The sequence below is a fragment of the Klebsiella sp. KE9456 genome (assembly GCF_043832615.1).
Taxonomy (GTDB): Bacteria; Pseudomonadota; Gammaproteobacteria; order Enterobacterales; family Enterobacteriaceae; genus Klebsiella; species Klebsiella indica.
Genome location: NZ_JBDYQK010000001.1, coordinates 129,273 through 141,552, shown reverse-complemented (window position 1 = coordinate 141,552; position 12,280 = coordinate 129,273). Strand labels below are relative to the sequence as shown.

General features: G+C 48.1%; 12 protein-coding genes, 1 tRNA gene and 1 pseudogene. 5 read left to right on the top strand and 9 right to left on the bottom strand.

Translation table 11 applies throughout. The annotated features are described in order from the left end of the window. Positions 1-9 precede the first annotated feature (9 nt). The 7 genes from ABK821_RS00665 to ABK821_RS00635 all read right to left on the bottom strand — a co-directional run bounded on the left by ABK821_RS00665 (position 10) and on the right by ABK821_RS00635 (position 5,968). Positions 10-1,218 carry a hypothetical protein gene (locus ABK821_RS00665; protein WP_142502625.1) on the bottom strand — a complete coding sequence of 403 codons (1,209 nt, stop codon included), beginning with the start codon at positions 1,216-1,218 and terminating at the stop codon, positions 10-12. Between the two features lie 13 nt (positions 1,219-1,231). Further along, positions 1,232-1,894 (bottom strand): CpaD family pilus assembly lipoprotein, encoded by a 663-nt coding sequence (locus tag ABK821_RS00660; RefSeq protein WP_343178114.1) that lies wholly within the window; start codon positions 1,892-1,894, stop codon positions 1,232-1,234. A gap of 17 nt (positions 1,895-1,911) precedes the next feature. Further along, complete coding sequence (locus ABK821_RS00655; protein WP_142502627.1) at positions 1,912-3,342, bottom strand: type II and III secretion system protein family protein; 1,431 nt, start codon at positions 3,340-3,342, stop codon at positions 1,912-1,914. Between the two features lie 66 nt (positions 3,343-3,408). Continuing rightward, on the bottom strand, positions 3,409-4,335 hold the full coding sequence (cpaB, locus tag ABK821_RS00650) for a Flp pilus assembly protein CpaB (protein WP_343178115.1): 927 nt from the start codon (positions 4,333-4,335) through the stop codon (positions 3,409-3,411). A 49-nt stretch (positions 4,336-4,384) separates the two neighbouring features. Next, a complete protein-coding gene (locus tag ABK821_RS00645) occupies positions 4,385-4,924 on the bottom strand; it encodes a prepilin peptidase (RefSeq protein WP_138360205.1) in 540 nt (179 codons plus the stop codon). A 2-nt stretch (positions 4,925-4,926) separates the two neighbouring features. After that, on the bottom strand, positions 4,927-5,139 hold the full coding sequence (locus ABK821_RS00640) for a Flp family type IVb pilin (RefSeq protein WP_138360206.1): 213 nt from the start codon (positions 5,137-5,139) through the stop codon (positions 4,927-4,929). A 331-nt stretch (positions 5,140-5,470) separates the two neighbouring features. Beyond that, on the bottom strand, positions 5,471-5,968 hold the full coding sequence (locus tag ABK821_RS00635; protein ID WP_277753110.1) for a LysR substrate-binding domain-containing protein: 498 nt from the start codon (positions 5,966-5,968) through the stop codon (positions 5,471-5,473). Positions 5,969-7,352: 1,384 nt separating this feature from the next. Here ABK821_RS00635 and ABK821_RS00630 point away from each other — a divergent pair. The 5 genes from ABK821_RS00630 (at position 7,353) to ABK821_RS00610 (ending at position 11,729) form a co-directional block, all read left to right on the top strand. Then, positions 7,353-8,711 (top strand): MFS transporter, encoded by a 1,359-nt coding sequence (locus tag ABK821_RS00630; protein WP_138360745.1) that lies wholly within the window; start codon positions 7,353-7,355, stop codon positions 8,709-8,711. Positions 8,712-8,797: 86 nt separating this feature from the next. Further along, positions 8,798-9,664, top strand: a complete 867-nt coding sequence (locus ABK821_RS00625; RefSeq protein ID WP_343178116.1) for an MBL fold metallo-hydrolase — start codon at positions 8,798-8,800, stop codon at positions 9,662-9,664. 46 nt (positions 9,665-9,710) lie between these two features. Continuing rightward, positions 9,711-9,956: a hypothetical protein gene (locus tag ABK821_RS00620; protein ID WP_138360747.1), complete on the top strand. Its 246-nt coding sequence runs from the start codon at positions 9,711-9,713 to the stop codon at positions 9,954-9,956. After that, positions 9,875-10,648 (top strand): alpha/beta hydrolase fold domain-containing protein, encoded by a 774-nt coding sequence (locus ABK821_RS00615; protein ID WP_395033807.1) that lies wholly within the window; start codon positions 9,875-9,877, stop codon positions 10,646-10,648. The genes ABK821_RS00620 and ABK821_RS00615 overlap by 82 nt, the downstream gene beginning before the upstream one ends. Before the next feature lie 301 nt (positions 10,649-10,949). Next, positions 10,950-11,729, top strand: a complete 780-nt coding sequence (locus tag ABK821_RS00610; RefSeq protein WP_138360749.1) for an HAD-IIB family hydrolase — start codon at positions 10,950-10,952, stop codon at positions 11,727-11,729. A 59-nt stretch (positions 11,730-11,788) separates the two neighbouring features. On the opposite strand, the pseudogene ABK821_RS00605 reads toward ABK821_RS00610, so the two are convergent. Together ABK821_RS00605 and ABK821_RS00600 are read right to left on the bottom strand one after the other, a co-directional pair. Continuing rightward, a pseudogene (locus ABK821_RS00605) lies at positions 11,789-12,050 on the bottom strand (integrase); the annotation flags it as partial. Between the two features lie 97 nt (positions 12,051-12,147). After that, positions 12,148-12,221 (bottom strand) — tRNA-Gly (locus ABK821_RS00600). Between the last annotated feature and the right edge of the window lie 59 nt (positions 12,222-12,280).

Sequence of the window (12,280 nt, the reverse complement as noted above, 5' to 3'; positions counted from 1 at the left end):
TACCCCGCCTCAGGCGCGCCGTAACAGGCTGGATAACCAGCGTTTTTTTACAGGTTCAGGACGCTGGCCGCAGGCCAAATCGGCGAGCTGACGCAGCCCTTGCAGCCAGGGGGGAGAGGACGCAATATCCAGGGCGCCCATCGCCAGGCTTTTCGCCAGTACGCCGCCAGCATGGGGCAAGGTGACATCAATGGCGCGGCCGACGATATGTTCAAATTCGTCACGCGGTAACGGCGGATGCGCGTGGAAATGACTCTGGTTATGAACCAGCAACAGGCGCTGCCCTTCACTTTCATCACCAATCTCATGCAGAATTCGGCGCACATTGCGGGCATCCTGCACGGTGAGTTCCGTGACCACGATGCGCAAATCAGCATAGGTCAGCACGTCGAGCGCCCCGGAGGGAAAAGCGCAAGGTAAATCCCATACCACCTGATTGAACATCCGGCACAGCGCGCCGCCGAGATTGAGAACCGCATCAACTTCCACGGCATCGGCGATATTCAGGGTCGGTTTTTGCGCCAGCACATGCAGGCGGGTATCAACGCGCAGCATGGCGCGCTGCAACAGACGAGTATCCAGTTCGTCGCTCGCCAGCACGGCGGCTAATCCCGCATCATCACTTTGCCCCAGCAGTAAAAGCTGATCCCCATGACGCCTGTCGAAATCCACTAAGGCGACGGGCAGATGGCGCTCCGCCGACAATAAACGGCTCAGACCCAGCGCAACGGTGCTGGCGCCAACGCCGCCGCTGGCCCCCGTTACCGCTACCGTCCGCCCGAGGCGAGCGTATTCCGGCCCCGCTTGTTGCCCGGCGCATTTCGCTAACGTGGCGGACAGCAGGTCCAGCGTATAGGGTTTAACCAGGTAGTCGCTGACTCCCAGTTGCAACAACGAACGGTATAACCCAATATCCTGAACCGCCCCCGTCGCAATGACCTGGCAGCCCGGACCGCATATTGCCAGCAAGGTTTCCAGCGCAGGCAACGGCCACGCTTCACCATCCAGATCCACCAGCAAAATTCGGGGAGGTAAGTTCAATTCACACCAGGTTTTTGCTGCGGCAATGCCGCCCGGCTGTACCGGCGCATCCGGGTGTTTCAGGCGCGCCAGAGCATCCCTGAGCCCCCTTGCTTCAGAGTCGCTATGGACAAAGGCCGCGAATGCCGGCTGACGCTCGTCGCTGCCGGTGCCAGAGGAAACCATTACGTCACTCATCGTTTCTCCCGGATTAATCTTCGCTAAAGTCGATATTGAGGAGCTCTTTCACGTCATCACCTTGATAGCGCTCAATACTGTTAACCGCCGCCACGCCGTCAGCTTCCGCGAGGCTGCGCGCCTGAATCAGATCCCGGGGTTCCGCCACCATCATCGCCAGATTGTTCTGGTTGGCGCAGCCGAGGTAGCCGACGCTCTCGAACGGTTTCACCATCAGCATATTGGGATCGTTAATCGCACATCGACTGGTCTGTATCGCCAGAGCCCGGGAAGTCACCTGTAAGTCCCCCTGGCCGCTGACCATTGCCATACGCCGTTGGACGTTCACCTTCTGCGGATCGGCCCCGGCATTTTTGAGCGCGATGGATAACCGCGCGGCTATCTGTTCGCCGCGTGGGGTATAAGGCGTTATCGTCAGCGACTGTTTTGATAACCGCCCCTGTTTGTTCAGCATCTCATTGAGGGCGTTGAGCGATGCGCTGCTCAGCCCGGAACCTCCCGGCGCCGCGTTTAAATTGACCGCCTGCGCGCTGGGTTTAACGGTGACGGGGGTCAGTTCCGGCTGGTCAAAGCGCTGCATACGTATGTCATTGATTGAACGGTCGCTGCAGGCCGCAAGCGCCATTGTCAGAAGACTGATTGCCAGCGTTTTCATTACGTTATGAGTGATAACCATTGTGTCATCCAACTTAATCAATAGAGGTAGCCCACGGCGCCGTAGCTCGGCGTAACCGCATCCAGCGTTTTCACACCCTGCCCTGGCGTCTGTAACTGACCCGCGTTAACCGGTTCCACAACGTAAGCCGTGGCGATAATCACCAGTTCAGTTTCTTCATGACTTGTTGCTTCGTTTTCAAACAGGCGCCCCATCACCGGAATACTGCTCAACCCCGGAACGCCGGTTACCGTCTGGCTATTCGCGCTACGTAGCATGCCCGCCAGCGCAAAGCTCTGACCGCTCGCCAGCTCTACGGTGGTATCCGTCCGTCGCACCGTCAGGGCCGGGATAACGGAACCGCTTTCAAGTGTCACCTGCCCAACGGAGGTCAGTTCGCTGACTTCAGGCGCAATGTGTAAACTGATGCGATTGGCGGAGAGCAGCGTTGGCGTCATACGAAGAATGACCCCGTAGGACTTATACTCAATACTTACATTATTGTTAGTAATCAGTACGATAGGCACTTCCCCTCCGGCGGCGAATGCGGCGGTCTCACCGGACATGGCGGTTAGATTAGGTTCGGCCAGTACCGTCGCCATATTCTGTTCATTCATTGCCGAGAGCAGGCTGCTCAGCGAACCATCCGAGCCGCTACGGTTAAACCCAAGAAAACTACTGCCATCCGCGCCGGTAAACGTCCGCGTGCTGGAATCAAAGAAGCTGGTCAGTGTGCCGGAGCCAAAGCCGAGGGTAGAGCCGCTGCCGTGATTCAAAGACGCATTCCAGTTAAATCCCAGCTCGTGGGTCAACTTACGCGATACTTCAACCACCCGAACCCGGATATTAATTTGCGAAGGCGTTCTTATTTTCAGTTGGTTAACAACATCGGCGGAGGTTTCGCTACTTCCCGCCGCGCCATTTCCGCCGCCCTGGCCTCCCCCTGCGCCGCCGCGGCTGATCGATGCCTTGATATACGTCTGTACGCTATCAATGACGCGTTTCGCGTCCTGCGGCGTATCCACGCTTCCCCGCACGATCACGCCGCTGGGAATACCGGCCTCCAACTGGATGTCCGCGGTCGGGAATTCACGTTTTAGCCTTGCGCTCAACGCGTTCAGATCATGTTCGACGCTTACGCCAATGGCGGTGATCACTTCCCCGTATTGATCCATGGCATACAGCGTGGTGGTGCCCACCGATTTGGCATACACAAACAGGTTTCCGGGGGACGGTAACTCAAAACTGGCGATTTCCGGGTCCGCCACCAGTACGCTATCCGGCAGCGCGTCGAGTTGCAGCATGCGTCCCTGATGGACGGTGAGATGCACCACACTGGAGATCGGCACTTCTTGCAGATTTTTCGACGAAACAGGTATTACCCACCCTGCCAGCAGGCAGACGCCAGCCAGCAGCCAGCAGCGGCCCGCTGTCCAAACGTCACGTCTGAAAGCAAAATACATTTTCATTTACTGACTTCCATATTGGGATTTATGTATCTGCACAACGTCAGGCTTTCTCTGGCGTCGACAGGTTTATCGTGACGGGAATGTTCGGGTTTCTTTCTTGTCGCCCCGGAACAGTTTCACCTGATGGCCGTTACCATTTCCGTTATAAATCTGGGTACTGTCGGATAAGGTGGTGACCCGCGGAGGGGCGGCCTGCGTCGGTATGGCGTCATCTTCCGTACTGCGCAGGGCTAAGTGCAGCATCCCCACCTCTTTCGCCACTGCGAGGATTTCCGCCTGTTCCGGTGTCACCTCGACGGTCACGGTCTGGTAACTTACGCTCCGGCTTCTGCTGGTTTTGCTGGTATTACGCGATGCTGCCGGCTGCGCATTTTCAACATCCTGACGAGGGCGAATATCGGTATCCGTCTGGTTATTCAGCGCCAGGACGCGCAGGTCACGAACGATAGTCTGGGAGGCAAGTTGCGGGATCCCCGATGCGTTGTTGTCTGAGGATGCGAAGTCGATCAGATCGTCTTTGCGAAGACTAAGAATGATATCGACTTTGTCACCCGCGGCGACCAGGCCGGAATTACTGGCTACCGCGTTGGTGGGGATAGAAATCGCGCGCATACCTTTGTGTAATACCGCGGCAATAAAGCCCGGTTCATTAGGGCGTACCAGAATATTGCTATTCAGGGGCGTCCCCGCGGCAATTTTTTCACGCAAGGTGGCGCCAAACAGAAGGACTTCACTATCTTTACCACGAATAAAATTAAACGTCCGGGAGACAGGCAGATCTGTCTCCTGCCAGCGTAGCGCGGAAGTATCGATAAAATCGCCGGGATTCAGGTCTCTGTTTGCCACCAGTACAACATTTTTAGGTTCAGGGATCTGAACCTGTTGCGGTATCGGTTTTATCTCCGATAATTGACTACGCACCAGCAGAGCAACAATTGCGGCAAAGATACATGCCCCGGACAATAATAATGTCGAGTTTCTTTTTATTCTCATTTTTATTTAATTCTAATGTTCCCGATAAACATCGCCGGGGAGTTATAGTTTAGATATATGGCCAAATCAGAATATAGGCTGCCCCGGAAGCTATCGCGATCCCATAGGGTATTCCCTGAGAAAGCTCAGGGGCTAATACTGGCGGCATGGCGAGTTGTGTCTTTAATTTTTCATTAATAAAACCAATACCTGAAGACAATATGACAGGAAACATATTTAGCAGAGGTAAAGTTAACGCCAAAATACCGCCAACCAGTGCTGTCACCATGACAAAAACGGTTTGCTGACCGTAACCCACCCAAAGGCACAATACGCCCATCAATTTGACGTCTCCGGCCCCCAGTCTTCCCGTGAGGAATAATAAAAAACCCACGATAAAAACCAACCCGGAGCCTGGCAAATCACGCAGCATCATCATCATCGGCACACCGGCGATGCTGACTTGCCAGATACGGGTTCCCACCCAGCCAAGCAGTATTAACACGACTGCGCGGTTAGGGATACGTCGTTCAAGTAAATCGCTAAATGAACACCATAACAGACAACCAGAAAGAAACAGTATTTGTGCGCCGTGTCCCAGATCAGTCATGTCTAGCCGGAGGTTGAGCCAGAAGTGCCCGATCCCGTAATCTGATCGGCAATCTCTCTGAATTTCTCATTCAATGCTCTGACGAAAACCCCGTCATCACCAAAAATTGCGCCAATAGCCGCCGCCATCGCTGCCGCCAGGATGCCGTACTCAATGGCAGTCACCCCGCTTTCATCGCGAAAAAAAGCCTTCAACTTTGCGTTGCAGTTTTTCATTTTTTTCCCTTACTAATAATGGTTATTTAGAACGGGCAATCGGATACCTGACATCATAATGAGAGTTATTATCATTAACAGCAAGAAGATTTATATTAACTTTTTTTAATCTTGAAGGCGGGCGCAATTGCCTGTAAAAACAGGCTTTGTCAGAGCGATTATCGTATGTGCCGAATGTGTCTGCCTGCACTGAGGCGTTATGTTCATCGCAGCGACAATGCAGACATTGTTGATAAAAAATCATTATTAATCAGATTATTAGATATCAGCAATCTGGCTATGGCAATCCATATAATTATTATAGTACTTCGGGTAACACGCGGTATGTCAATCAACAGGAGACAGAGCAACTAAACATATCCAGCATGTAATTGGTCAGTAGATTTGTTGAGTCTGAATAATCCTTTCGCTTATTCAGAAAGCCAATATCGTCGAGAGGGATATGGATACAGGTATTCAACTCAGCAAAGAAGCTATTTTCAAGCCACGGCGTGATAATACTTCGTGGTAGCAGCGCGAGCAGTTTTGCCTGTTTCATAATAGACATGATAATAATCATTTCCCTTGAAATAATATGGAATCGTCTAACCTGCGGCCACTGCAGACGAGTCACCATTTCTTCAAAATGCTGACGCGCGAGCGTCCCGACCAGAGCCATCAACCAGGTCGCCGATTGCAATGCATCCAATTTAGCCATGCTGTCACCAGCCAGAAAATGTCCCTGCGAACATACCACGATTAACTTATCATTCACGCAGGGCGTAAAATCCCACCCCTCTGGGATCACCAGTGGCTTACGGCAACAGACAAGATCGTATTCATTGCGTATTTTGATCTTTCACATGTTGGATTAGCGCAGTCTGCTATCGGTAAAGATCCCGACTTGACACCAGTACAGACTGGAGTATGCTGCACGGCGTTTATCTGGAACTATACCGTCACGCAACTTCTGACGGTTTGGTTGAGCCGAAGGCCTGGATCAGGCGTGGTCGGCAAACATGCATTGACCCAGTTGCAGGGAAAGCCAGGAACAGAATTTACGGAAACCGATCCTGTCGGATCTTATACCTATTCAACGCCTGATGCCGCGACAAGACTTGCCGCTGTAGTCAGACTATCCTGTGGCGGTTTTCAGCATTTTACCTGGCTATTATTGTCTACAGGCGCTGCGTGGAATATGCCGTATCCGACATCGGCTATGGCCATCGCGCGGCCGCTACGGATAACATAATATGGCTGGGAGATCTGCGCGATTTTCTGAATTGACTATGAATATTTCAGGCAGAGCTGCTATCACTATTATCCCCATATGCCGGGAAAGTCATAGAATAATGAACAGGCCATTCTATTCTCTGGTATTTTTATCTTCTGGCATCAGAGTATTTTCTTAGGTATTCTAAGCCAGTAAATGACAAAAACCGGTCTTCTAATAATTCCTTGCGTCCACTATTCAGGACAAAAAAACTGTCACACGGCAAGAGAGATATATCTGCAGGGAACAAATTTCATCAGCCAAAGGCATCCCTCCGGCGAAGCCCATTGGATATCTCTCATTGTTGGGAACAGCATAAATAGTTTTTTCTAAAACATATTTTTGAATTTACTCATTTAGAACCGTTCTCACCAGACGTTATTGTTGCAGGCAGTTTGAACACGGACAGCGCGGAAAAACCGGAGCGTACACTAAGTACGTGAGGATTTTGAGCGCGGCCCTGATTCAAAATGACAAATAAAATAGCTCTAATGGGACAGACTCTTAAACAATTCTAATAAACATTCAACCATCCGTTTTTTCGGCGATATATTTTTCTATTAGGAGTGGCGCTGAGAAAAAGTTGCCAATGAATTTATTATGATTGTTAATATTAATATCTTTTCACTATACATTTAATTAAATAGTTTTATTTTATTTTTTTGGATTAATGTCATATCACTTTGGGCATTAGCACAAAACTAAAAATAACGATTAAGCTAATTTCCCATAATCTTATTTTTAATGGCGCACTACACTGAGTAAATAAAATTAACGAGTGAGCGCATGTAACTTTTCTTTATGATGTAAACGGGGGGTGTCAGACGTTGTAGTTGTAATGAAGCAGATATGTTAAACATACCAGATTCGGCCGCTTGATTTATAGAGTATCCGCGTCAGTTCTGCGAAAAAAATTACAGTACCCTAATAAATATTCAATTAACCAACGACGAAATTAAAGATGAATAATGAAAAACGTACCAATGTCCGGTTTTATGTCATCTTGATGGTGCTTATTACCGGTATAATTTTATTTGCTGACAGAAACCTTTTGCCAACAATTGCCAAACCATTAATGCATGCTCTGGATATCTCCCCGGCGACACTGGGTTGGATTTTTAGTTGTTTCTCTATCGTCTACGTTGCCTGTCAGATTCCCGGTGGCTGGCTGCTTGACAGGTTTGGCTCACGTAAAATAGTTACCCTGTCCTTTGTCGGGATGGCTATCGTGAATATCCTACAAGGGTTTGTCACGTTCTATTCCGGAGTGTGGGTGCTGATTTCTTTCTGTATCCTGCGCGGAGTCATTGGGTTTCTGGAAACGCCGGGGGTGCCTGCTTTTATAAGGGTGATCACCACATGGTGCCCGCTGAAAGAGAAAGGCTTAGCAGGAAGTCTGGCCGGGGCGGCACAGTATATGGCGGTATTCGTGTTTGTGCCGTTTTTCGCGTGGTTCGCCAGCGCATATAACTTCCAGAAATTGTTCTTTGTTATTGGCATACTTGAGTTGCTGATTGCCTGGCTTTTTTACAAATCTACCCCCGCTCCGGCACATCATCCGAAAGTGAATCAGGCGGAGCTTGATTATATCCGTGAAGGCGGTGGCCTGCCGGATATGGATATTAAGAAGAAAGAAAAGAAAGCTCAGAAGGTTGTTGAGTGGACTGACATCAAAGCCTTCATCACCAACAGGCAGACTATTGGCATTTTCATCAGCCAGTATTGCTTTAACTGTCTGGCGTTATTCTTCCTCTCCTGGTTCCCTATGTATTTGATGACGGAACGGGGAATTGATATTAAAGCTACCGGTATTCTGGTTGCGATCCCGGCTTTCGGAGCATTTGTTGGCGGTCTTTCCAGCGGCGCGCTCTCCGATTTCCTAATGAGGAAAACATCTTCCCTCACCATTTCCAGAAAAACGCCTATCTATATCGGTATGCTCTGTTCATTCTCTATGTTTTTCTGTAACTACGTTGATTCTATCTATTTAGTGGTAGCACTGATGACGCTCGCGTATTTTGGCAAAGGTTGTTCAACGCTGGGTTGGGTAATTCTTACCGATGTTGCGCCGAAGAAAATCATCAGCACCGCTGGCGGTATTTTCAATGCGTTCAGCAATATCTCAACGATCGTAACGCCAATTGTGATTGGCTACATAGTAAATTACACAGGAAGTTTTACCTGGGCGCTTATATTTGTATCAGCACATGCCCTCCTCGCTTTACTTAGCTACCTGGTTATTGTCTGGCCAATTAAACGTATTGAGGTAGATCCGAACGAGGAAATCTCGGTATCGGCCTCTGAACCAGTGAAAGAATAAGCCGCGGCATCGGTGTTTATCTATCAACCGGTGCTAAAATTTTTATACTGTCGATCGTGATAACGATATGCAGGGGAGAACAAACTATGACGGCCAAAAGTGACTATGCAGCATACCTGCAACGTAAAGAGAGAAAGAAAGCTGAATTGATGGGGAAATACTGGGTTAACCAGGAAAGCCGCTATATATCTCCCTTTCAGATTTATGGGAATTTGTATTATGTCGGTGACAGCTGGGTTTGCGCACATATTGTGGATACCGGAGACGGGCTCATTTTATTTGATGCAGGCAATACTGGTGCGACTGCAATGCTGATTCATGCGATCTGGGCCGCGGGATTTAATCCTGCCGATGTCCGCTGGCTGATACTATCGCATGGTCATGTAGAGCATATTGGTGCGGCTAATTTTTTCAAAAGGATGTTTGATACTAAAATCTATCCGGGAGCGCCAGATGCTGAAATGTTCAGAACTAAGCCCGAGTTCGTCTTTATTCAAGACGGTGCCAGTATCGAAGATGAATTATGCCTGATTGATGTTGAAATCAATGATGGAGATGTGCTCCAGTTCGGTCATATTACCGTAAAATTTGTGCTCGTTCCGGGGCATACTGAGGGATGTATCGCCTGCTTTTTTGATGTGACTGATGGCGATCATACCAGGCGAGTAGGCTATTACGGTGGGTTTGGTTTCAATACATTACAGAAAGAATTTCTTGAAGAGTATGGCGACCCACAGCTGACTCTGCGTCAGCAGTACCTTCATTCACTTGAAAAAGTGCGCAATGAACCCGTTGATATTTTTATGGCAAATCACACTGTTAATATTGATCTGTTAGCCAAACGTCAGCAAATGCTTGCTGATCCAGGCGTAAATCCTTTTATAGATAAAAAGGCATGGTCATTATATCTGGATAAAAAACGTGATGATTTACTTAAAATGATGGAAGATTGATATTTACCGTACTAAGAGCGTTATTCGTAACCAGAGGTATTTACTGATGAAATATTTTATTGAACCCGGCAGAACCCGCAAAAGCATCAACTTTATTGATAATATTATTTATTCCCATTCCCATGATCTAAATGGTAATCCTCTGGAACTGAAGTTGTCGATTATGTCACAGAACGGTAATAGTGAAATGAAAGCGGCCTCAGGAAGCGAATATCAAGAAGAAAAAAATCAGCTCGTCAGGCTATCCTCTGGATTCCCGGAGGTGGATTTCGCGGCGTCGATAAAAATATGATGGTGGCGGAAGTTCAGTATCTGGTCGAGGCTGGTTACATCGTTGCATCAATGTATTATCGTGGCAGTCATCAGGCACATTATCCCGAGCAATTAAAAGATGTTAAAACCGTGCTGCGTTTCTTACGTGCCCATGCCGGGGAATATGATATTGATCCGCAATATATAGGTGTAATGGGGCGTTCTGCGGGGGGACATTTAAGTTTAATGGCGGCAATGAATACCGAAGGTTACGATACCGACGAATGGGCGGGATTTTCATCAAAAGTACAGGCAGCTTACGATCTCTTCGGGCCGGCAGATATTGTAACCCTGATGGAAAACGATGAAATTCAGATGCGTAATCCAGGCCACCGCTGGAAAAAAATTGAGGATACTCATGCTGGTGCATTACTGGGAGGCGACCCCGCGATAATGAAAGAACGTGCAAAGGAGGCCTGTGTAAAATATTTCATTAATCATGAGATGGCCCCGGTATTGATTATGCATGGTGATAACGATCCTCTGGTACCACTAACGATTAGTGAAGATATCTATAATGACATTTGTCGCGCTGGGTTAGAATATCGCGTAGATTTCTATGTCGTCAAAAATGGAGGACCGGTACGCCAGAGTTTTTTCAACCGGAAACACAACAAATTTCACTGGGATTTTTTAATCGACAGTTACGTGCAAAATAAAATAATCATTTAATAACAGAGATGCTGCTTCCATTATTAGCTTAGCTAGCATCCGTATGATTTTATATTTCCATATAAAAATAACGCGCAGACAATCATCTTTAATATTCTTCACTAGCTTATCTCTCCAGGCAAGCGGATAAATAGTTTATAAACAAAAAAATCATCAGTTAAAAACATCGATATGAAATAAAATTTCAATTATTAACAACACAATACAGATTATAACTTAGCACGATTTGAACTTTAAAAAAGTCATAAACTATTTAATCATGGAAGATTATGGTATCTACAATACTTACTCGAGTTTGCTTATGAAACAGATTTGTTCTACAGATTTTACACATTTTAAGCATGTGCGTTTTGTACTCACAGACCTCGATGACACGCTAACCTATAGAGGACGGCTGTCAGCTGAAACCTATACGGCGCTGGAAAGGTTGCAAAAAGCGGGGGTTAAAGTGATACCAGTCACAGCCGCGCCCGCAGGCTGGTGCGATCAGATGGCGCGGATGTGGCCAGTTGATGGCGTCATTGGTGAAAATGGCGGCATATTTTTCAGAAGAAAAAATGACGGCCACGGAATCGAACACTTTTTTTGGCATGATAAAGAGAAACATTCTGAGGTTGCTGAACGCCTGAAGCTGATTGGGGAACAGATAAAAAGGGAAATTGTTGCCGCCCGCTTTGCCGACGATCAACCGTTCAGAATGACCTCAATTGCCTTTTCTAAACCGCAAGAAGATCGGCTTTGTTCATTAATACTTGACGCATTAGTACAAGCAGGTGCGGCAACCACTGTAAATAATCTCTGGATTCTTGGCTGGCTTGGGAAATATGACAAGTTATCTATGGCCCGGCGAATACTCAGGGATTTTTACGCGCTTGACATAGATTTCGATCGCTCCGCCATACTGTATAGCGGCGACTCGACGAATGACGCGCCGATGTTTTCATTCTTTGAACATACGGTTGGAGTGAGCACAGTAACAGACTACCTGGATCAAATCCCGCAACCTCCGCAGTGGATTACCTGTGGGCCAGGTGGCGCTGGTTTTGTAGAAATTGCAGATGCGATAATCGCTTCCAGATAATAAGGGGATATTAACTGGTTAAGTAAACTTTAAGTTAACCCCATCCAGCTATATCGGTAATCCTCACGAGCCAGCAGGTCAACCAACGGTTTACCCTTAAAGCGCTGCTTGCGGTTCTTCGGTAACTGCTGGAGAACATAACGAACCCTGAGCACATCAATCAGCGCGGGTTACCCTTTTGGCGTCAGCATTGAGACCCAGATAGTCGAATATTTCGATTAACTCAGCGTGAGATGATTGGTTTTCCCCTAAGGTGGTTGGCTTCTAGTATGGAGCGTTTTCCGCTTCGTACTGCTCAAAGAGGCTAGCGCAGCTAATGCTGCCTGGTCACTACAGGGTTACAGTGAATAAAACTATCAGGAGGCTTAAAGCTGCATCCCTTAGGATTCAGTAAACAGGAATACTTTAAGAAGATGTCTGGAGCGGGCGAAGGGAATCGAACCCTCGTATAGAGCTTGGGAAGCTCTCGTTCTACCATTGAACTACGCCCGCGAGGAAGTGCGTGGGCCATTATAGACCTTACACACCGGCTGACAAGCCTGAACTGCGCT

What these genes read in the sequence shown, in the direction of transcription:
- ABK821_RS00665 (WP_142502625.1), bottom strand. Translation starts at nt 1,218, where the DNA reads ATGAGTGACGTAATGGTTTCCTCTGGCACCGGCAGCGACGAGCGTCAG.
- ABK821_RS00660 (WP_343178114.1), bottom strand. Translation starts at nt 1,894, where the DNA reads ATGGTTATCACTCATAACGTAATGAAAACGCTGGCAATCAGTCTTCTG.
- ABK821_RS00655 (WP_142502627.1), bottom strand. Translation starts at nt 3,342, where the DNA reads ATGAAAATGTATTTTGCTTTCAGACGTGACGTTTGGACAGCGGGCCGC.
- cpaB (WP_343178115.1), bottom strand. Translation starts at nt 4,335, where the DNA reads ATGAGAATAAAAAGAAACTCGACATTATTATTGTCCGGGGCATGTATC.
- ABK821_RS00645 (WP_138360205.1), bottom strand. Translation starts at nt 4,924, where the DNA reads ATGACTGATCTGGGACACGGCGCACAAATACTGTTTCTTTCTGGTTGT.
- ABK821_RS00640 (WP_138360206.1), bottom strand. Translation starts at nt 5,139, where the DNA reads ATGAAAAACTGCAACGCAAAGTTGAAGGCTTTTTTTCGCGATGAAAGC.
- ABK821_RS00630 (WP_138360745.1), top strand. Translation starts at nt 7,353, where the DNA reads ATGAATAATGAAAAACGTACCAATGTCCGGTTTTATGTCATCTTGATG.
- ABK821_RS00625 (WP_343178116.1), top strand. Translation starts at nt 8,798, where the DNA reads ATGACGGCCAAAAGTGACTATGCAGCATACCTGCAACGTAAAGAGAGA.
- ABK821_RS00620 (WP_138360747.1), top strand. Translation starts at nt 9,711, where the DNA reads ATGAAATATTTTATTGAACCCGGCAGAACCCGCAAAAGCATCAACTTT.
- ABK821_RS00610 (WP_138360749.1), top strand. Translation starts at nt 10,950, where the DNA reads ATGAAACAGATTTGTTCTACAGATTTTACACATTTTAAGCATGTGCGT.